This is a genomic window from Bradyrhizobium sp. SBR1B (assembly GCF_014198205.1).
GTDB lineage: Bacteria > Pseudomonadota > Alphaproteobacteria > Rhizobiales > Xanthobacteraceae > Bradyrhizobium.
In genome coordinates, this window is the sequence record NZ_JACIHC010000003.1 from 136,474 (window position 1) to 155,531 (window position 19,058).

Here is a 19,058-nt window from a genome sequence, read left to right on the forward strand (position 1 = left end):
GGCTACTTGCCGAAGCTGGCGAACGAACGCACGAGGTGCAGAATGGGACTTCCACCCAAAATGACGAACATGGCTGGAAGCAGGAACAACACCATCGGAATGGTCAGCTTGGCGCCCAACTTGTGTGCTCTTTCTTCAAGCTTGGTAATACGTTCGCGCCGGAGGTCGACGGCGATACTCCGCAGAGCCTGCCCCACCGGCGTTCCGTATTGCAGGCTTTGGCCGACCATGATTCCGAATCGGCGAAGCCCATCCGATGTAGATCCCAGTTTCTCGAATGCGTCGCTGCGGCTTGGCAGGATCCGGAGATCATCAAGAAGGCCGCTCATGACCCGGGCTATAGCGGGATTGGTCTCTTGCATTTCTTGCGCGACGCGTGCCAGCCCGCTTTCCAGGCCCATTCCCGCTTCGCTGCACACAACCAGCAAATCGATCATGTCCGGCGTGCCCAGTCGAATGGCGGCATCAAACCGCCGCTTCAGTACCGCCAGTATCAATCGCGGCGCTAGAATCCCGATCGCCAAGCCGATAAGGGTGAAGACCATCACATCCAGCAGTGCCTTCCCGAAAAGCTGAGCGACACACCCGGCGATGATCGGGGATAGCGCCATGCTGACGGCTTTGACACCGATCCAGGTCGGCAAGGCTCGATGATGATTGAAACCTGACGATTGAAGGATGGTTCGTAGCTGATCCAGATTTTCCTCAGCGTAGAAGCGACGATACCGCATGCCGAGTGACGAAAACCAACCGGTCAAATCCTGGAAGGGTGCAGACCGGCCGGCAACGCCCATCACGGCGTTTGATACCCGGGCGTCCAATGTACGAATGTGTATTTCGCGGATAATCAACATGCAGGACGCGGTTGCAGCCACGACTGCGAGGGCCACCAGACTGAGACCAGAGGTCATAGTTCTGTTTCCCTTCTGACCATCCAGCCTATCACCAGGGCTCCGACAAGCACCGAAAGGACTGCGTAAGCCAGCAGCTTGTTTCCAACCGGATCGGTGAACAACAGATCAACCGTTTGCGGATTGGCTGCGTACAGGACCCCACCTGCAATCAAGGGGGAGACTGTCAGCGCTCGTGAGGAAAAGATCACCTCTCCTGCCAGCGCCTTGGCGCGAGCGGCCAGCGCAACACGTTGCCTGACAGTGTCTCCCAGGTTCTGCAAGGTCTCGGCCAGGCTGCCACCGGACTTCAACTGCACGGCAAGTGTCACCGCAAAGATCGCATACTCCGCCACCTGCGTTCGCCGATAGACAGCTTGGATAGCTTCCTCGGGGGGTCTTCCCAAATTCACTTCGCTGCATACGATGGCAAACTGCCCGGCCGTTGGCTGCGGCATATCGCGCGCGAGGGCACGAAATGCCTCGTGCACAGGCAGACCCGAACGCACGGTACTTGTCACCAACTGGATCGCATCAGGCAGCTGTCGAAAAAGCTGAAGAGCGAAGCGACGCTGCTGCCATCCGAACAGGCCTCGTATCACAATGAGGGCCGCGATTGCGGCTACAATGGACACGTAGACAATGGAATATCCCAGCTGGCTGTTCGCATAAAGGATCGCTGCTGCTCCGAATGCACCGGCAAGCAGCACATAGGCCGGATGCAACGTGTAAGGTATATCGGGATTGTAGTTGGACAACCGATTGAGAAACTGATCCTGGGACCCGCTCTCCAAGCGGCGAATGGATGGCAGGTTAGCCGGATGCGACGTTGGCAGAGCAACCGCCAACCGGCGATTGATGCGTCTTTCCCGAGCGTCGAGCCACAACGAAACGGCCGCTGCGCACATCGCGAGCGCCAGAACAGTGACGATCACGGACTCCAGCGTCATATTTGCCTCATGGCCTCGGCCCAAGCACCATCTAGCCCGAAATAGACGAGACGGCTCTTGAACTTCGGAGTTGCAAGGTTGGACTTATAGCTGCCCGATATCCGCCCGTTCACATCCTCCTCCTGATACTCGAAGGCTGCGATGTCATTGGTGGTGATCACCTCCCCTTCAAGGCCGATCACCTCGCTGATCTGAACGATGCGGCGCTGTCCGTCCCGCATGCGTTCGACCTGCACAATGAGATCCAGCGCAGCGACGATCTGACTTCGAATGGCGCGCGACGGAAGATTGACCTGTCCCATCTGCACCATGTTTTCGATGCGGGTCAGGGCATCCCGGGTACTATTCGCGTGTACCGTGGAGATCGAACCATCATGGCCGGTGTTCATCGCCTGCAGCATGTCGAATGCTTCGGCACTGCGCACCTCGCCAACGACGATCCGGTCGGGACGCATGCGCAGGGCATTCACCAGCAGATCGCGTTGTGTCACCTGACCCGTGCCCTCGAGGCTGGGAGGCCGGGTCTCCAGGCTGATCACGTGCGGCTGCTGAAGCTGCAACTCCGCCGCGTCCTCGATCGTGACAATACGTTCGGTGAGATCGATGAACTGACTCATCGCGTTCAGGAGCGTCGTCTTACCGGATCCGGTACCGCCGGATACCAGAACATTGAGCCGCGAGCGGGCGGCGATCTCCAGCAATTGACCGATGGCCGCGGTCATCGAGCCGTTCTCAATCAATCCGGCGATGTCCAACCGGCGGCTTGGAAATTTTCGGATGGAAATGCACGGACTATGGATCGCCAGCGGCGGGAGGATGATGTTGACCCGGCTGCCGTCCAGCAGGCGACAATCCACCATCGGACTGGATTCGTCGACGCGCCGACCAACCTGCGCGGCAATCTTCTGAGCGACGGAGGCGATGTGGTCATTGTCGCGGAAGCGCACCGCGACTCGTTCCAGCCTGCCGCTTCGCTCCACGTAGATATTGCTTGGACCGTTCACCATGATATCGCTGATCGATTGGTCCAGCAGTAGCGGACGGAGCGGCCCGTAACCTGTCATGTCGTCGGCAATTTCGTCCGCGAGCTGCAGCTGCTCGCGGCCCGACAGCTCCAGCCGTTCCTGGTTGGCAATGTGATGGATGATCTCTTCAATCTGCCGCCGGAGAACTTCCCGCGAGACGGTTGCGGCCACCGATGGCTCGATCTGCTCAATCACCCGCTCACGCAGCGAAGGCGGGATGACGGGTTGGTGGATCGCTGGTTCGTCGCGCCTTGGCGCAGGTGACGGCACGCTCGGTGCGGATGCAGCCGCGCTGGGCGACGGCAAAGGCAAGCCTATCGCAGATGCAGGGAGACCTGCCGCCAATGCAGATACGTGAGCTGGTGCGTCGTCTTCGCGCCTACCAAACTTCTTCATCGCAGATGTGCTGTGAGCACCCTCCTCCACCAGCTAACCCGCTCGGCAGCGACACCGCTGATCTCCCGCACGATCGGTGCCAGGTGACGCCGCAATTTTCTGACGTGTTTCAGAGCTGGAATTCCGAGATTGAGCGCCTCGGTCATGCCCTTGCCGAGATCGGGAACGACGATATCGGGCTCTGCACCCAAGGCCTTGACAACCGCCGCCCTCGGAAGGCCCCCGGGACGACCGGCCCGGTTGAGCAAGGTAAAGACCCGGTCCTTGCCCGCGATGTTGATCACGGCGGTGCGTAGCGCATGGGCATTGCGAAGTCCGGTCACCTCGGATTCGAGCAGCACCATCACATGACGGGAAAGCGCAATCACGGGATAAATCGACGGCGGAAACGGGACGGGTACATCGACGACAATGTAGTTGAACCGTTGACGCAGCAGACCCAGCACGTGTCGTATGCCAGCTTCCGTAATTTCGAGCTGCGCATCGAGGTCCTCGTCGGCCGAGACCAGGCAAACCCTTTCGTTGACTTCGATTGCCGCGCGCTCGAGGAAGAGTGTGTCCGCCCGCGTCGGATTTTCCAGAGCGATACGCAGCCCCGGCCCGGGACGAACACCCAGCATCACGGCGGCTTCGCCGCCCTGCAGATGAAGATCAAGCAGGGCCACCTTCGCCTTGGTTGTCTCGGCAAGCTGCAGCGCCAGATTGATCGCGATGCTCGTGGCGCCGGCGCCGCCCTGCGCCCCGCAGATCGAGACCACGTGCCCGCCACGATCGATCTGGTTGGCTGCGACGTCGCCGAGAAGCTTGGGGCGCAGCTTGTCCAGCACCAGATCGCGCGTGAGCGGCCGCGGCAGATACTCGGTCAAGCCGAGCTCCAGGAGCTCACGGTAGAAGGTGATCTCCCGGTTGTCGCCAATCACGGCTACGCGGACATCGGGCGGACAGACGCCGGCCAGTCTTTCCAGTTCAGTAAAGGGATCATCGATGCCACTGATGTCTACCACCAGCGCGAACAGATCCGTGTCGGTTTCGAGCATCCTTATGGCATTGCGGATCGTGCCGCGCCTGATCGATAGATTGGCGCCCTCGAGCCCCTTGCGCAACGCCGCGGCGCTGAGTTCGTCATTTACGAAGCCGATGATGCGGTTACGCGTAACGATCGACGTCGATTCTTCAGGCGGGGTGGCTATGGCAATGTTCATCACCGTTTCTCCGACAACCTGTTATCGTAACCCGCCGCCGTCGCAGTCGGGCGTACAGCTTCCGATGCACCGTCGCAGCTGACGAGAGCGTCTTCCTCTTGCTTCCTGACCGTGTATTGCTTGACCTCGCCGCCTGAATGAACGACCACTGCCGTTCTCTGTGCGGAAATTGCATACTGGCGGGCAAGTTCAGGCGACACATCACAGCTCGACATCGCGCCGGTGTCTGCCTTGTCCCACTGATCGACTGCTGCGCGCACGGCCAAGGAAAGCGTCCCGAGCTGCTTTGCGACAGTGACTTTCTTGACCTGCACCTGCGTAAGCTCCAGTGACACGGTCTGGGTTTGCTTACCTGCCATCCCGCTGATGGGTCGCGCGCCCTGCACGATCTCCTGATCAATCGCGATGACTCGAACATTACGCAGAACGGTTTCGCTGAGGGCGCGGCGCGCGGTATCGACTTTCTCGAAGACCTGGGTCAACACGACGTCGACGTGATCGCCTGGCCTGATGAGGCCCGAGACACCGGCCTCCTCGTCAACCTTGATGCTGATGGCACGGCTGTCTGGCGCCAGGACACTGGCGAGGAAACCTCGATCCCGCGGACGCAGGATGTCCTGCAACGTAACGGGACTGCCCGCTTCGACGAAGTTGCGGATGAGTGAACCGGGAAGTCCGGCCTTGGACTCGGGGTTTTCAAGGATAGCCCCTTGGGGAACGCGCTCCGGTGGCACCGAGCGGACGGCGAAATCCTCTTCGCGGGCCAACGTCCCCCTCGGCAATGGTCGTGCCGCGACAAAGTACCCGGCGGTCGCTGGCGCCGCCGGCGCGAGGGGCGCCGCTGTCACCTGTACTGGGACCGGAGTCTGCGCCTTCGGCAGATTCATGCTATAGGCGATCAATCCGAACGCTGTGGTTGCAAGCAAAAGCACCACGATGATCGACAGACGCAGCGCGGATGACATTTCATGATCCTTTGCTCAAAATGGTCCAGATACCGCCGCAGGCGATAGCGGCTCCGTAAGGCAGCGGGGCGTGTCGCAAATGGCGCCAACGCTCGATCGCGTAGATCCGGCGCGCAAGCGACGATCCGGCGGGTGCCAACCTGGGATATGGCAGGTGACGCATCATCAGATGCACCAAGGCAAGAACGCCGCCGGCCAGCACGGTGACGGTCAGCAACTGCATCACGCCGCTCGGCGGAAGACCAACCGCCAGGGCAACCAGCAGCTTGACATCGCCGCCACCAATTCCTCCGCGCGCGTATAGGACAAAAAGCAGCAGAAACAGGATCGCGGCTGCGATCAGCGACACAGCGACTTGAATCGGGCTGGGCAATTGACCGGCGATCCCGAGGAGCGCCAGCGCAAGACAAAATTCGTTTCGGATCAAGCGGGTCGCAACGTCCATCGTTGCGACATAGAGCAACAAAAGGATTTCCAGGATCGAGGCTGTGGGAGCAATCCAACTCATGAAATGCACGTTTCAAAAAAGTGGAAGGCAAACTGGCGGGAGCACTCCTGCGGGAGGGGGGCAGCTGGATTGCCCCCCTCTGGCGCCAAAATGGCTGTATCAGCCAGCGATCGCGGTAGCGAAAGCGGTGGTGATTGCGGTGATCCCGGTGGTCAGCGCCGCCCCAATCTGCCCGCCGGCTCCACCGCCGAACACGGCACCCACTGCGCCAACGATGCAAACCGCGACGATGATGTACTCGAATGACACCACGCCGTCCTGGTCCGTCCGCAGACGCTTCAACGCTTCCTTGGTCTCGATGAAATGATGCAACATAGGAAGAATCCCTTCTTTCAAGATGAATTTGCAGACACCTCGGCAACTTCCAGCGGCCGCGGATTTATGTCCGGCCCCGCCAGCGATAAAACTATCCATTAAATGTTTATTATCGTCAACATTTAATATATTAATGACCTTTCTGAGTTAATCGCGCGCGAAACAAGCCACCGTGAGAATCCATAAACCGGCAAAAACGTCGAAATATGAAGATGATGGCAGACTCCGCAATCGAACCCCGCGGAGGGCGCCGGCCAAGGGTCGGCAAAGATTCACCGGAATAGTACGGGTGACCAAGGGTATAATTTTGTTATTCTGAGCTTCGAGAATAATGTGACGGCAACAGCTATCGCGCTGCAGCAACCTGTCAGTGGCGTCGATGCTGAAGTCGCCGTAGCTGCCGTGCGCATTGCTCTGCGCCACGACATGGGCTTCGCCCGCATCCGGGTCAGTGATGCTGAGCTGCCCGGTGGTATTGAGCGCCGCCGCGGCATTGCCCTCGGTGACGGACTTCGCCTCGGAAGAGACCGTGGCCGCATCGTTTGTGTGTGATCGTGACAGTCACCGTCTGGCTATCTGTCGGGCCGTGGCCGCCATTGATCGTCACCGGGAAGCTCTCGGTGATCGCCTGGTCCGCAGCGAGGTACTGGGCGGCCCCGTTGTTCAGAACGTAAGGCCATTCACCGAGCCGTTGGCGGCATTGTGCGTTAAGAGCGAGGCGCGTCGCCAGACCGCTGACGCATCCAATGACCGGGTCATGGCTCGGTAGCCGGCGCACGTGCCCTGGGTGCGGCGTGAAGAGCCCTCGGTTGGGATTTCTGACATTGCGATGCTCGCGCACGAAGCTTCGCATCACCTGGTGCTGCCCCGCGCACGCTTTCTCGTTCGCTTTAACGCGCAAAAGGGCGCGGCAAGGCGCATTCGAAATCCATGTGAAGCTTAAACCGAAACCAGTTCCCGCTTGACTCGGGAAGTCGGTCAAATCGACCTGCCATTAAATGATATATTTGATTATCGTATATAATCATGATGACTCCATCGCAAAATTGAAAAATATGTTGGGGAAAAGAAAACATGGGAGGTTGGAATGGAAGCTGCCCGCCGCTTTCGCGCAATGGCGTTGCTTTGCCGACAGACTGCCGCACTCCAACCTGAGAGAAGCTGGAAACTGCTTGCAGAGGCAGAGTACTGGGAGCATCTGGCGGCTGCGGCTTTAGCTCATTGAGCTTCGGTCGAGCGTTCTTTGTGTCTTTCGCTTTTCGTCGACTTCTTACTTCAAGTCATTTTCTGAGGCATGTGATGTCGAGTACGCGTCGATTTTTTTCGAGTGCTGTTCTGAGCGAACGGCATCAGGCGCTTCTGGCGGAGCTTAGAGAGGTGGAGAAGCTTCGAAGTAAGCTCCGACATGTAGAAGCAAAAACAATCGGCAGAAGACGGCGTATCAAAGCGAGCGGCAGAGCAAGAGCCGGTTAGAGACCCCCGCCGGGTCCGAAGGTTGACCCGCGTTGGCTCACTCGCGCGAATCGATGCACGGATTGCCCGGGTTCCTGGCATCTGCCACTATCTTGAAAGAGACTGGGCGCCTTCATCCCGGCAGTAGCGAGCCTCGGCTATGACGTCGCTGCGACATGTCGCCAACCAGCCAACGCTTTAACTAACTCGGCGGCGAGACCGGCCACCTATTCAGGATCGCGCGTTAGCTCCGACGTTCATTCGACGTTGCGCTTCGGAACACAGCAACGAGTCGATCGCCTTCCCAAAGCTCAACGTCGTGCTCGTCATGCATTTGCTCGGCTCGGCGTCTCGCCGCCTGCTCGTCAATGCAGTCGAGCTTTGCTGTGCAGATTACTTGCCGGCTGCCGTCCACCACGAACACCTTGTACCGCATGATGCAGTCCGATCCAAAAGGCGACCGTCATCATACTCGAATGTCCGTCTAGGACAGTGTAAAACTAAGTGACGACACACGGAACCTTGGTACGTGTGGCAGTTCGGCTATACCTGCTCGTTCAATCCCTCGGTCGCGCGGCCGGCAGTACCTTGTACTACCTCAGTGGCGTAATCTCACTGCGTGCCGAAGCGTGCGGTTCGAGCTTAAAAGCGAGAGACCACCAAGCGTCATCAGCAGCACACCGAACCAGGCCGTCCAGCTGCGCGCTTCGCCGTGCGCCTCTGCAGTGCGCGCGCCCAGCGGCATATCTTGAGGTGGGTCGGCGGGCGCGGCGGCGAGAAGCTGCCCAGCGTCGACTTGGCCCGGCACGGAGTGTTCGGGCGTGAGCTGGTTGCTGGGAAGATCTACGATGGGGGCCGCCGACATCAGGGTGGGGCTCGTGCCAGGATCGGGGGCGGCATCTGCTACCTGCATTTCGGGTACAGGCGTCTGAGATCGCTCGGGCGGTGCGGAGCGCAGCAACTCCGCGCGCGCATCAACGACCGCGCTCCGCCTGGTCTGCGTGGTCCGGTTTTCGTCCAGACTGGCGCTATGGTCTTTGGCCGCGCGAGCCCGAATGGGCTTCTTCACCCTCGCGATGCCCTCGGCCAGGAACCAGCATTTGCGGCGACCGTCCGTTCGGTAGACCCAATGCTGTCCGCCACTGGTCGAGCTACCGGGACGCGGCACGCATTCGGCTTGCGGCGGAGGGGTTACCGTGGGTTGGGACGTAGCAGTATTGAAGAAGTCGGCAACAGGATTGGAAGACGCGGGCGCCGCCGAAAAACCCCCGACAAGGACCAAACTGGCTAAGTACAATCGCAATTGACCGGACATCGAAAACTCCCGGGTGCGCCCCACCCCCGCTTGAGCCTCAGCGGCGACAACGGCCCCGATGCGGCTTAAATCGGGCGGCGCGATGAATTAATTATTCTCTTGGCCACCTAATTTAATATGCCGGCCCGGCACTCCAGGGGTGCACACGAGGCGGCGCGATCGATAGATCGATCCATCTGAATTCCGCCGGGCCTCGCTCCTGCCCACGATCCGCGCCGCGGCCGCCCGCTCGATCGCCAACGTTGCGCTCGTCGATCACGAAAGCGCAACTCGCCGAGGGATGAGTTTGTGGATGTCACGAGACGTGGCTACCCCTCGCGGCGAATTAAATACTGCGCCACGATATTACCACTGTCGCGCCTTTCTCCCTGCCACCTCTCGATTTAAATGTGGATTTCACGATCAATATTTAACTGACGGCTTGTCTGCTCCCGGATTCCCGACTTGTCTGCCTGGGCCTTCTGCCCAAGATTCGGATGGAGCCATGAACACCGCGCATTTTAATTCGCTCTCCGTTGACGAGCTCTGGATAATTCATCAAGAGGTCGCCGCCAAACTCACTCAGAAAATGTTGGTGCAAAAAGCGCATTTGGAGGAAAGGCTCCACAGGATTGCACTGGCCAACGAGGTCACGCGGCTCAATCGTAAGCGCCGCCGTGCATACCCGCCCGTTCGTCCCAAATATCGCAATCCGAAGAACCCAGCGGAGACATGGTCGGGTCGCGGCAGGCAGCCGCGATGGCTGCGTCCGCAGCTTCGAAGCGGCCGAGCTCTGGACGATTTTCTGATCGATCAGGCTTCAGCTCAAAAGCGGCAGACAAATTGAGCGCCGATTGCGGCATTTCGGGATGGGAATGCCGGCGCACCCTGGGGCTCTGAGCTTTTCACATTATCGTTTCAACGCGGGTCATAACCATGTTTGGAGGCATGGCCGTAGCGAGCGCACTTGCGATCTGGCTGATGGTTCTCGCTGAATCGCTCGGGGGGCCCGCGGCGCAGTGAAGACATCGACGAGAATCTCAAGCGCGCGATGGCCCACGTCTAGTCGTGGTGCCCTCTGAAGTGCCGCCTAACCGCATTCCACGCTCGAAGGATTGGAAGGAGGAGGACGAGGAAAAGAACTCTGATTGAAACCGGCGTCATCCCGCGCTGCAGGAGTGGTAGGTCGTGATCGTCCGAGCGACCGGCCGTCGTGTTGATCGTCACCGGAGATGGAGTTCCTGCTCGTCGAGTAGGTGCCGGTCTGCGCGAGGGCAGGACAGCTACAACGAACAGAACGTTCGCCAGTAGCCATATTCCCACAATGAGAAGGAAAGTACGCACGAGACGACCATCGTTGATCTAAAATCTGTCGAGCTTAATCCTGCCTCATACCCGGCACGCAGCCGGCAACACTGCGTTCGCGGACGGAGCCGCTTCAGCGCAGCGCCGGCACAATTTGGCATCCCCCCGAGGCCGTTGGGCCCTGAGCGCTTCGCGAGCCTGCAGGATCGCTCGCAGCCTAGTCGGGCGCAACACTCGCGTCTGTGCGCTTTCGAACATTCATGCCCCTTCAGGTATGCTAGTTCTATGCGTCATCCGGCGAGAGCCGGACAGGGATGGCTCATCAGCCAGCGGCGTCCTCCAGCCCGCAACCCCTGAACAGGGGCATGGTCATAGAGCATGGCCTAAATATCGCAGCACGATGAGCGGCGAATTTGGCGGTCCGCCTAGAACCAATATCGAGTTTCGGCAGTTGACTCCCGGTGGATCCGAACAAGCAAACTGATTGTTCGGGCCGATAAAGTTTAAAAGCTAAGCTGGCACACATGAAGGACTTCCGACGACGTTTGCAAAAGGTCCGCGCTGACGCCAGAGAGTTTACGCTGATGAGTCAGCAGGCCACGGACATGGAAAAGCGTGAGCTGTTTAGGCGCTTGGCGGATGAGCTCGCCTTCGAGGCTCTCGAGCTTGAGCTAATCGTGAAGAAAAATGAGCCACCTGATCCGAGCAACCCGCACGAGGTCGTGGAGTTTAAGCCACCCTCTGAGCGAAAGCGCGGCTGACGCGGAAGAGGTTAAGCCGGCCAGATCGTGCGTGCACGCTGTGTCCACCCCACACAAAGAACGTCGCACGAGACGCGCTTTGTTCTGTCGAAGAATCTAAAAAAGCCCTTGCGGGCCAATCTCTTAAGGATGGTGGGCGCACCAGGGCTCGAACCTGGGACCCGCTGATTAAGAGTCTGCGGGTCTACCGGAAATCAGCTCCCTCCGGAAGGATTAGTGGGAAGCTAAGCTCTCAAGAATGTTTCTGAGATCTCAAGGAATTAACCCTGAATCGCGCGGTGCCTGAACAACGACGGGCCTTCGTTGACTCCTTGGCGTTGTTTCGCGACTTTGCCCCCGGCTCGCCCCCGATTTCCGGCGGGGGCAAGGGGGTGAGAGTGGCCGACATCATCACGCAAAAGACCATCACGAAGGCGTTCTCCGATCAGATGAAGGGCGTCAGCCGCGACATCGCCGACGGCCGGGTCGCCGGTCTCGAGCTGCGGATCAGGCCGCGCAGCGTGAGATGGTCGATGAGGACGGCGCTCCACGGCAAGCGGACGCGATACGACCTCGGGCTCGCCGTTGTGGGATCCGACGACGTGGGGGGCCTTTCCGTCGACGGCGCGCGCTCCCTCGCCAACCAGGTCGCCACTATGTGCCGCAAGGGGCACAACCCGGCGACCTTCCTCGCCGCCCTCGCCTCCGGCGTCTCCATGGAGACCCAGCTTCGCGTCGAGGCGGCCAGACCGAAGGAGAGCTGGACGTGGGAGAAGGCGAAGGACGAATTCCTGGCCGACGTGAAGCGCACCCGTCGCCCCGACACTCACCGGGACTACCGGGGCAAGCTGCAGGCGGCGGAGTTCGACACCTTCGCCGGGCGCTTCGTCAACACGATCACGCGCAACGAGATGGCCGCCGCCGTCGCCGCGGTCCACAAGCGAAAGAAGGAGGTGATGGCGGAGGGCATGGTGCGCGTGATCCGGCGGATGTGGAATTGGCTCGCCGAGGCCGCTCGCCAAGATCGTACGTCCGTGGCCGAGGGCGTCATGGCAGGACTGAAGGCGCCGGACCGAACCCGAAAGGAGATCGGAGAGCCCACCAGGCGCAAGCGCGCGCCGGCGCCGGTGCTAGATAACGATCCGAAGGTCGGGGTCGGCAAGGCTCCACCGGCCATCGAGATCGGTCGCGTCCTGGTCGTGTCCAGGCTGGGCTGCCTACCCGCCCGCATCGGTCTCGGCCTCGAGCTCTTGATCGGGACCGCACAGCGACGGCGCACCGTCACCGGCGCCAACAGCGCCGACTTCCATGAGCAAACCGACGACGAAATCCTCTGGCGGATCCCGCCTTACTTCAGGAAGAGCGGCCGCTCCGCCCGTGGCGAGGACACGCACTCCGTTCCATGCATCGGCTTCGCCGCCGCCGCCGCACGCCGGCTGGAGGAGCTCGCGAACGCCGACAACACCAACTGTCTGTTTCCAGCCGGCACCTCGGCGCGGTCCGACGACGGTCACGCCGAATCCGGACTTTTCAACGATTGGTTGGCAGCTATCCCCGGCGTGACGTGGTCGCCGCACGGCATCAGATACGCCTTCGCCACCTACGGCGAGCGCGACCTCTGCTTTCGGCCCGGCGAAGGCGGCGTGATCCTCGATCACTTGGAGGGCACCGAGCCGGACAACGTCACCAGCCAATTCTACAGCAGCGACCCTCAGATCCGGCGCAAGCGCGAGATGATGCGCGCGTGGATCGATCGCTGCGAGGAATGGGCGGAGATGGCTCTCAAGGCCGATCCGTCACTCGCGGATTCCGACGGCCTGTACCGAGCGATCCGCGCCGAGCGCTACAAGTTCAAAAAGAAGAAAGCCCCCGCCGGCCAGGCGGGGGCCCTTCTTGGGTAAGCAGGCGCTCGGTCTACCCGCCTGTCGGCGGAGGGTCTTTGAATTTGACGACGACGATGCCGCTGTCGTCGCGTAGCCACTTGGTCGGATACCGCCTGACGTGCGTCCATTGCACGCCGGGCCCTGCCCAGCCATAGGGGCGGAATTCGAGAATGGCTCCGCTCTCGTCCTCGACGACGACGAGCAGCTTGCTCCGATCGGTCGAGATCACCTTCGCCGCTCGCCTGACGCCGTCGCGCTCGCGCAGCACGGCTGCGCTTCCGATGGCCGGATATGGATAATGCGCCATGGTGTCACTTCTCCAGTTCTGCGATCATCTTGCCGGCCATGAGGCCGATCTTCTCGGACGCCGTGATGAGCCGCTCCGACTCGGCGAACAGCGCGTCGGCGACGTTGCGATAGACATCGTCGGACACGGGCTTGGCGCCGGTGACGATGAAGCTGAGCATCTGCTTCGAGACGTCGGCCGCCTTGGCGAGCTGCGTCAGGCCGCGATTGCCGTACGCAACCTCGGCGGCGGCCTTGATCCGCGCGCCCTGGGCGAAAGCTTAGCCATCGACGAGAGCCTCCCACTTCCCGGTCGCGCCGCTCCACTGGTGCGTCTGCTTCCAGCCGTCGTAGCGCGCCTGCTGGGCGGCGATCTCGGCGCGGCGCTGCTTGATATCGTGGTCGCGCGCATCGAGGTCCTCAGCCTTGACGCGGTCAAAGCTGTCCCACCTCTCGACCCGGAAGCGGGCCTCGTCGGCGGCGCGGGCCTCGGTCCAGGTGGCGCGGGTCACCTCGATCACGCAGCGCGGTCGGTTGCCCATGGCGTCGCGGGGGGCGTCGTAGTCGACGTAGCGCAGGACCACCGGCGCCCTCTCGGCGGCGACCTCCTCCTGGTTCGCCTCCGCCATGGCCAGGCGCTGCTTCATGCGCTCGAGCATGGCGCCCAGGGCGACGCGGTCGACCTCGAAGGGCAGTTCCTTGGCGCCGAAGCAGGACGCAGTTTGCCAGCCGTCGCCGGGGCGTTCATAGCCGTGGTGGGCGATGGTGCCGGTGTTCGCCAGGATCGGGCGGGCACAGCACTGACACGTCATGGAGTTGGCCTCGCGCCAGATCTGCTCGGCCGTCTTGGGCTTCGGCGGCAGGCGGGCGTCTCCGCGCTTCACGATCAGTGGCTTTGCGTCCTGGATCAGTGCGTGCAGCGGCAACAGGTGGTCCTCGAGGAAAGAGGCATATTCGACTAGGCCGCCGTGCTTCTTCGCCCGCTTGATGAAGGCGGGAAGGTTGTGCGCGTCGAAGCTAGAGATCGATGCGTTCGCTTCGTAGGCGAAGTGGTCCCAGGACTTCCTGTAGTCCGGCTCCGGGCAGGACTTCAGGAAGGACTCGGCGGACTCCTCGATGCAGCGGTTGATGATTTCCTTGGCCTTGGTGAAGTCCTGGTTGCGGACGAGGCCCGCGGCGACGTCCGCCTCCAGGCCGGCGACGCCGTCGCGCAGGGCGGCGTGCAGGCGGGGGTGGGTGGGGTCGAGGCGGGCGATGATGGCGGTCAGGTCCATGGTCGAGGCTTTCCAGATCAGGCCGAATAGTCGAAGCCGTGGTCGGCCTCGCGGTTGACGATGCGCTCGGCGTGCTTCCAGGCCGCGAGCTGCGCGCGGCGGCTCGTCATGGCCGGGAACTTCCGGCCGTTCCAGTACGGATCGAGCCGGTCCTCGAGCGGGCGACGTAGCGGAAGAAGCTTTTGCGGACGGGCTTCGCCGCGACGGCGGCACCCTCTGACGCCCCGAGCCCGGTAGCCGGCCCGACGCGACGTGTTAAAGAGACTAACGTTCAAATGCATAGAGCTCTCCGTAGTTGGCTTGAAGCAAGGGTGATCGAGCCGCCGTGAGAAGGTCACGGCAGCGCCTGCCGCTCGGGCAATAGTGCCCAAGCTCGGGGCCGCTAAAGAGCGGAGAAATGGCAGACCCGCGAGAGCGCGGAAAAAGACCACCGCCAAGAGACGGAGCCACGCCGGAAAACAATCCAGCTGCACACGAATGTGTGCGCCTCCCGCCCAGAAATCAAGCCCAAACGCGGGTATGGTTAACGTAAGCCTGAGCGCAATACGGCACTTGTCGCCAGCGCTAACGCGGGAGGCAGATTGCAGTGCGACGGCTCGCATTGTGCTAGACTTAGCGCGGCGCAGATATGTTCATCGGTGATGTGGAAACCTAGCTGGACACGTACCTAAGGGTTGGCGTTGCCTATATGCGAGCTTCCGCGCTGAATTTGGTTATGGCCAGTCGCTCATAACGGTCTGGTTACAGATTCCTGTCGGGCTCATCGGACTAGACTATGGCACTTGTGTGCGGACCCTTTGAAAATGACTCGATTTCCCTTTTGAAACGACTCGATTTCGCTTTTGAAACGACTCGATTTCAGATCCTACTGACACGACTGGCGAATTTTGCCTCTATTTTTTCCCGATTTTTGAGCGCGGAAAAAACCGAGGGGGGTCTTTTCTCGCTCCAGACCTTCATTTGCAGTCCCGGCAGATGCATGGCGCTGATTGACCAGCGCTCGCTTTTCTGAATCAATCACCCCGATTTCAGGCGGCTTTTTTCAACCCAGGAGCGGGTATGGATTCGGTCTTTCGCGTTCTCATGCCCTTTTTCGGGCCGAAGAACTATTCAGAGATGCTTTGGAAGATTGCACTAGCCGATTTCTGGTTGACGTTGGCCTGCACGTTCGTGGTGAGGTATGACCCTTGGGTCAATGGCCTTTTCTTACGACTTGAGCATTTGCCCGGCTTCAAGGAATTCGCCACCGCCATTAAAGCTCCCGAAGTAAACGTTGGCGGATTTGCAGTCGCTTTGCTGGTGCTAATCTTCAGCAGAGTCACCCGTTTCCACGATCGGATTTCGGACATCTTTAGTATCAGGGCGAGATTCGATCGGGCGAATATCCTTCTCCCCCTTGCTGTTATGTCGGGCACGCAAATGTCTGCTCGGCAGGTGGCGAATCTCAAACGCGACCGTCATCCCCTCATGAGACAGACGTTCTACAAATATGCCTCCAGCCGGAGCGAGCATCCGCTCGTCGACAAGCACGACATCGAAAGTGCCTTAGAGGCTTGGCACACGTATTGGGTGGCGCTGGAGTGGCTCTTCATCCTCACCGGCTTTGCGGCCTTGTCGGCATTCGCTAGAGCAGATTGGTTGTTGATCATTTTTTGGATCGCTTCGATGGGCGCGCTCCTGTTTATGCATTTTCGCTATGCGCTCCTGGAACGAAGGGCCGATCCTCAGATACAGCAGATTGCCGGGAATGCCGAGGCAAATGCCGCCAACCGCCAAGCATTCGCGGAGTCGGCCATCTAATGCGGTACAAGATCGGGAAGGATATCATCGTCCGGAGCGAAAACGCGGCCAAGCCAGAAACACAGAGTTCGGCCTACCTTAATAAGCTGATCTCGCGTCTCGAGCCTGTTCGCTCCAGCTTCGACTTCGGATGCGGAAAACTGCGTTACGAACGAGCGATAGCCAAGACCACCGAGGAACTTGCGCTAGTGGACTCGGAGGTGCAGCTTTCAAGGACTCAAATGATCCGCGGTCGTTCAACGAACATCCGCAATCACGTCGGGAAATCAAATCATGTACACGCTTATACGGTGGGCCAATTTGCTGCCCTGGACAGGAAATACGATCGCGGCTTCTGCATAAACGTTCTTTCTGTTATCCCATCCGCAAGCGTCAGGCTCGGGATCGTTCAACTGGTGAGAGCCAAACTGAAACCACGGGCCACTTGCCTCTTTGTGACGCTCTATCGAAATTCCGATTTCACTAGGATGCAGAAACTTCCCAATTGTCAGCCATACGGGAACGGCTTCCTCATGGATTCGCTGAGGGGCTATTCCTTCTACGGACTAATTCCACCTGACGACCTTGCCGGACTGGTCAAACGTGCTGGCTTCATGATCGAGTCCATCGTGCTGGACGAAGGCTCCGCATACCTATGGGCTCGGACGCCAGACGGGGAGCCTGGACCCACCCAGTTCGAAATCCGTGAAACTACGGAAAACTTTCAAATACGCGCGACCTAGCCGGCTACGCGAGTCCGCGAGGATAGATCCGTGGATCTGACCGATCGCCTAATTGACACATTCCAGTACAGCTGCAGGTAATGCTGTCTGCAGCGCATTCCTTTGAGAACGACCAAGGATTCCCGGTTTCATTAGAGAGATGCGCCGCAAGATTCGCAAAACCTTTGCTTGTCTAGGGCTGGCGAGGCTAAACTGAGCTTCGGCTGGGGGAGACGATGGTCGCGGAAGTTGCGCATCTTTTGGCGCGAGACGCGGCGCCCGAAAACGTTCGGGCGCTCATCCGAACCACCATTTCAGAAATTGAAACCGCGTTCGCCGCGATCGACCGTCTGCAGGCGCGTACCCGGCTTGCCCTTACCCTGTCGCTCCTGGAAGGCAGTGCCCAGCAGGTGTCCCTCCGGTACGGCCGAGTGACGGCGACTCTGCGCGGCGAGTTGAATAAGCTGGACGTGGACGACCGGCACTACTGGATCAGCACCTTCTACACCCTGTTGATGAGCACGTCCGCGCGACGAGAAAAGGCAACCTACTTTACGCCGCCGGCCATCGTTCGTCACCTCATCAGCCAGGCCGAGAAAGCCGACTTGGACCTGAAGACGGCTCGCATCATCGACCCAGCTGCCGGGGGGGCCGCATTCGTGTCTAGCCTTGCAGGCCGGATGACCGAGCTCGGTTGCGGTGTCGGAGACATAAGATCCAGAATTACCGGCATTGAAATCGACCCTCATCTCGCGCTTTTGGGCGAAGCATTGGTTCGTGACCGACTGGGGTCCCTGCGGAGCAAAAGCAGGCTCATCCGCACGGGAGATTCTCTGACCGTCAACGAGGCCGCCAGGTACGATGCTGTCTTCGTCAATCCGCCATATGGCCGAATCCTTGGTCTGAAGAACGAAATTCCCGCCGAATGGCAAGATTTCTCCGCGCCGGGGCATGTAAATCGCTACGCGCTTTTCATGGATCTCGCGTTTCGCATGACGAGGCCCGGCGGGCTGGTCGCCACCGTGACGCCGTCGAGCTTCATTTCCGGCCCTCTCTTCGAGAAGCTGCGTGAAAGCATTCGGATGCGAACCGATGTCCTCCGCATCGACGTGCTTGAGCGCAAAGATGTGTTCCACGACGTTCAGCAGGACGCGTGCGTTTCAGTCTTCCGGATGAAGGTGGCGTCGCGAGGGGCAAAACCGTTTGCCCCGAAGGTCGGTCGCCTGGACCGAAACTGGAAGTTCGCCGAAGACGGCGTGGTGACGACAGGTGATGATCTTTTGACCTCTCCTTGGATCCTTCCAGGAAAAGACAGCGCGTTCGAATGCTGCCCCGGAAGGCTTAAGGATTACGGCGTCAGCCCGAAAACCGGTTTCTTCGTTTGGAATCGGGAGACCGATCGTCTGCAGCGCGGGAAGAAGACCGGCAACGCTTTCCCGTTGTTCTGGGGCACGAACATCAAACCGGGAAAGCCCTGTCTGCCGCGGAGCCGGGACGATAGGGGTGTCGATTTTGTCGCATTCGAGAAGGACAACTCTGGGATTACCCGGAAACGTTCAATCCTTCTGCAGCGCACGACCAACAGCAAACAGCCCCGCCGTATCGTCGCCGCTGCGGTTCCCCGCAAGGTGTTGACGAAATACAAGGGATACGTTTGCGAAAACCACACCATCGCTCTCATCCCCGAGGGGCGCACGAACCTTTTCCTCCTCGCTAAGCTGCTAAACACCAACGCGGTCGACAAGCGCTTCCGTCGCGTCGGCGGCACATCGAGCGTTTCCATCGCCGCGCTGCGCAACCTACCTCTCCCCACTCCCAAGCACCTACGCAGCGCCTTGAAGAGGACGGACGATTTCGAGGCGGCCGTCGAACTCGCGTACTCCATGTCGGGACGTCCTGCCTCTCATCGTAGGGCGGCATGAGACCGGGAAACAAAAATTACAGGTTCGGACGCTCCGACCGTGATCTCAACCCCCTCGCTCGGCAAGAACAATCGCGGGCGCAAACTGAACGCATTCGGACGCTCTTGCAGTCGAACCGGGCACCAGCAACACCCGTCCAGATGGTGCGGCC

General features: G+C 60.1%; 19 protein-coding genes. 7 read left to right on the forward strand and 12 right to left on the reverse strand.

Annotated features, from left to right (window positions below):
- Window positions 1–2 precede the first annotated feature (2 nt).
- The 8 genes from GGD61_RS08950 to GGD61_RS41615 form a co-directional block, all read right to left on the reverse strand.
- Window positions 3–911 carry a type II secretion system F family protein gene (locus GGD61_RS08950; protein ID WP_018318132.1) on the reverse strand — a complete coding sequence of 303 codons (909 nt, stop codon included), beginning with the start codon at window positions 909–911 and terminating at the stop codon, window positions 3–5.
- Window positions 908–1,840, reverse strand: coding sequence for a type II secretion system F family protein (locus GGD61_RS08955; protein ID WP_183230543.1), 933 nt, complete (start codon window positions 1,838–1,840; stop codon window positions 908–910). The genes GGD61_RS08950 and GGD61_RS08955 overlap by 4 nt, the downstream gene beginning before the upstream one ends.
- The gene (locus tag GGD61_RS08960) at window positions 1,837–3,261 is read right to left on the reverse strand and encodes a CpaF family protein (protein ID WP_092253237.1); all 1,425 of its coding nucleotides are present in this window, start codon (window positions 3,259–3,261) and stop codon (window positions 1,837–1,839) included. The genes GGD61_RS08955 and GGD61_RS08960 overlap by 4 nt, the downstream gene beginning before the upstream one ends.
- Window positions 3,258–4,463, reverse strand: a complete 1,206-nt coding sequence (locus GGD61_RS08965) for a pilus assembly protein CpaE (protein ID WP_092253239.1) — start codon at window positions 4,461–4,463, stop codon at window positions 3,258–3,260. The genes GGD61_RS08960 and GGD61_RS08965 overlap by 4 nt, the downstream gene beginning before the upstream one ends.
- Window positions 4,463–5,428, reverse strand: coding sequence for a Flp pilus assembly protein CpaB (cpaB, locus tag GGD61_RS08970; RefSeq protein WP_092253241.1), 966 nt, complete (start codon window positions 5,426–5,428; stop codon window positions 4,463–4,465). The genes GGD61_RS08965 and cpaB overlap by 1 nt, the downstream gene beginning before the upstream one ends.
- 1 nt (window position 5,429) lies before the next feature.
- A complete protein-coding gene (locus GGD61_RS08975; protein WP_177237000.1) occupies window positions 5,430–5,936 on the reverse strand; it encodes a prepilin peptidase in 507 nt (168 codons plus the stop codon).
- A gap of 99 nt (window positions 5,937–6,035) precedes the next feature.
- Window positions 6,036–6,350, reverse strand: coding sequence for a hypothetical protein (locus tag GGD61_RS08980; RefSeq protein ID WP_244550615.1), 315 nt, complete (start codon window positions 6,348–6,350; stop codon window positions 6,036–6,038).
- A 48-nt stretch (window positions 6,351–6,398) separates the two neighbouring features.
- The gene (locus GGD61_RS41615) at window positions 6,399–6,674 is read right to left on the reverse strand and encodes a hypothetical protein (RefSeq protein WP_409362357.1); all 276 of its coding nucleotides are present in this window, start codon (window positions 6,672–6,674) and stop codon (window positions 6,399–6,401) included.
- Here GGD61_RS41615 and GGD61_RS40410 point away from each other — a divergent pair.
- Window positions 6,585–6,803 (forward strand): hypothetical protein, encoded by a 219-nt coding sequence (locus tag GGD61_RS40410; protein WP_244550616.1) that lies wholly within the window; start codon window positions 6,585–6,587, stop codon window positions 6,801–6,803. The two genes, GGD61_RS41615 and GGD61_RS40410, sit on opposite strands and share 90 nt — an antisense overlap.
- Window positions 6,804–8,301: 1,498 nt before the next feature.
- Here GGD61_RS40410 and GGD61_RS08990 read toward each other — a convergent pair.
- Entirely contained in the window at window positions 8,302–9,018 is a 717-nt protein-coding gene (locus tag GGD61_RS08990; protein WP_092253252.1) for a hypothetical protein, read from the reverse strand.
- 484 nt (window positions 9,019–9,502) lie between these two features.
- Here GGD61_RS08990 and GGD61_RS08995 point away from each other — a divergent pair, with 484 nt between their 5' ends.
- From GGD61_RS08995 to GGD61_RS09005, 3 genes are all read left to right on the forward strand, one after another.
- The gene (locus GGD61_RS08995; RefSeq protein WP_092253254.1) at window positions 9,503–9,844 is read left to right on the forward strand and encodes an H-NS family nucleoid-associated regulatory protein; all 342 of its coding nucleotides are present in this window, start codon (window positions 9,503–9,505) and stop codon (window positions 9,842–9,844) included.
- A gap of 982 nt (window positions 9,845–10,826) precedes the next feature.
- Window positions 10,827–11,063, forward strand: a complete 237-nt coding sequence (locus tag GGD61_RS09000) for a hypothetical protein (RefSeq protein WP_183230544.1) — start codon at window positions 10,827–10,829, stop codon at window positions 11,061–11,063.
- A 377-nt stretch (window positions 11,064–11,440) separates the two neighbouring features.
- On the forward strand, window positions 11,441–12,943 hold the full coding sequence (locus GGD61_RS09005) for a hypothetical protein (protein ID WP_183230545.1): 1,503 nt from the start codon (window positions 11,441–11,443) through the stop codon (window positions 12,941–12,943).
- A gap of 13 nt (window positions 12,944–12,956) precedes the next feature.
- Here the strand turns inward: GGD61_RS09005 and GGD61_RS09010 are convergent, their stop codons facing one another.
- The 3 genes from GGD61_RS09010 to GGD61_RS09020 form a co-directional block, all read right to left on the reverse strand.
- Window positions 12,957–13,232: a hypothetical protein gene (locus GGD61_RS09010; protein WP_183230546.1), complete on the reverse strand. Its 276-nt coding sequence runs from the start codon at window positions 13,230–13,232 to the stop codon at window positions 12,957–12,959.
- Window positions 13,233–13,236: 4 nt separating this feature from the next.
- Entirely contained in the window at window positions 13,237–13,392 is a 156-nt protein-coding gene (locus GGD61_RS09015; protein ID WP_183230547.1) for a hypothetical protein, read from the reverse strand.
- 99 nt (window positions 13,393–13,491) lie between these two features.
- Window positions 13,492–14,484, reverse strand: a complete 993-nt coding sequence (locus GGD61_RS09020; protein WP_183230548.1) for a hypothetical protein — start codon at window positions 14,482–14,484, stop codon at window positions 13,492–13,494.
- A gap of 1,059 nt (window positions 14,485–15,543) precedes the next feature.
- Here GGD61_RS09020 and GGD61_RS09025 point away from each other — a divergent pair.
- The 3 genes from GGD61_RS09025 to GGD61_RS09035 all read left to right on the forward strand — a co-directional run bounded on the left by GGD61_RS09025 (window position 15,544) and on the right by GGD61_RS09035 (window position 18,907).
- Complete coding sequence (locus tag GGD61_RS09025) at window positions 15,544–16,284, forward strand: hypothetical protein (RefSeq protein WP_183230549.1); 741 nt, start codon at window positions 15,544–15,546, stop codon at window positions 16,282–16,284.
- Entirely contained in the window at window positions 16,284–17,006 is a 723-nt protein-coding gene (locus GGD61_RS09030) for a hypothetical protein (RefSeq protein ID WP_183230550.1), read from the forward strand. Before GGD61_RS09025 ends, GGD61_RS09030 begins: the two co-directional genes overlap by 1 nt.
- Window positions 17,007–17,221: 215 nt before the next feature.
- Window positions 17,222–18,907, forward strand: a complete 1,686-nt coding sequence (locus GGD61_RS09035; RefSeq protein ID WP_183230551.1) for an Eco57I restriction-modification methylase domain-containing protein — start codon at window positions 17,222–17,224, stop codon at window positions 18,905–18,907.
- The last annotated feature ends 151 nt before the right edge of the window (window positions 18,908–19,058 follow it).

Coding starts and splice junctions, on each gene's coding strand:
- GGD61_RS08950 (WP_018318132.1), bottom strand. CDS start 911: ATGACCTCTGGTCTCAGTCTGGTGGCCCTCGCAGTCGTGGCTGCAACC.
- GGD61_RS08955 (WP_183230543.1), bottom strand. CDS start 1,840: ATGACGCTGGAGTCCGTGATCGTCACTGTTCTGGCGCTCGCGATGTGC.
- GGD61_RS08960 (WP_092253237.1), bottom strand. CDS start 3,261: ATGAAGAAGTTTGGTAGGCGCGAAGACGACGCACCAGCTCACGTATCT.
- GGD61_RS08965 (WP_092253239.1), bottom strand. CDS start 4,463: ATGAACATTGCCATAGCCACCCCGCCTGAAGAATCGACGTCGATCGTT.
- cpaB (WP_092253241.1), bottom strand. CDS start 5,428: ATGTCATCCGCGCTGCGTCTGTCGATCATCGTGGTGCTTTTGCTTGCA.
- GGD61_RS08975 (WP_177237000.1), bottom strand. CDS start 5,936: ATGAGTTGGATTGCTCCCACAGCCTCGATCCTGGAAATCCTTTTGTTG.
- GGD61_RS08980 (WP_244550615.1), bottom strand. CDS start 6,350: ATGGATAGTTTTATCGCTGGCGGGGCCGGACATAAATCCGCGGCCGCT.
- GGD61_RS08990 (WP_092253252.1), bottom strand. CDS start 9,018: ATGTCCGGTCAATTGCGATTGTACTTAGCCAGTTTGGTCCTTGTCGGG.
- GGD61_RS08995 (WP_092253254.1), top strand. CDS start 9,503: ATGAACACCGCGCATTTTAATTCGCTCTCCGTTGACGAGCTCTGGATA.
- GGD61_RS09000 (WP_183230544.1), top strand. CDS start 10,827: ATGAAGGACTTCCGACGACGTTTGCAAAAGGTCCGCGCTGACGCCAGA.
- GGD61_RS09010 (WP_183230546.1), bottom strand. CDS start 13,232: ATGGCGCATTATCCATATCCGGCCATCGGAAGCGCAGCCGTGCTGCGC.
- GGD61_RS09015 (WP_183230547.1), bottom strand. CDS start 13,392: ATGCTCAGCTTCATCGTCACCGGCGCCAAGCCCGTGTCCGACGATGTC.
- GGD61_RS09020 (WP_183230548.1), bottom strand. CDS start 14,484: ATGGACCTGACCGCCATCATCGCCCGCCTCGACCCCACCCACCCCCGC.
- GGD61_RS09025 (WP_183230549.1), top strand. CDS start 15,544: ATGGATTCGGTCTTTCGCGTTCTCATGCCCTTTTTCGGGCCGAAGAAC.
- GGD61_RS09030 (WP_183230550.1), top strand. CDS start 16,284: ATGCGGTACAAGATCGGGAAGGATATCATCGTCCGGAGCGAAAACGCG.
- GGD61_RS09035 (WP_183230551.1), top strand. CDS start 17,222: ATGGTCGCGGAAGTTGCGCATCTTTTGGCGCGAGACGCGGCGCCCGAA.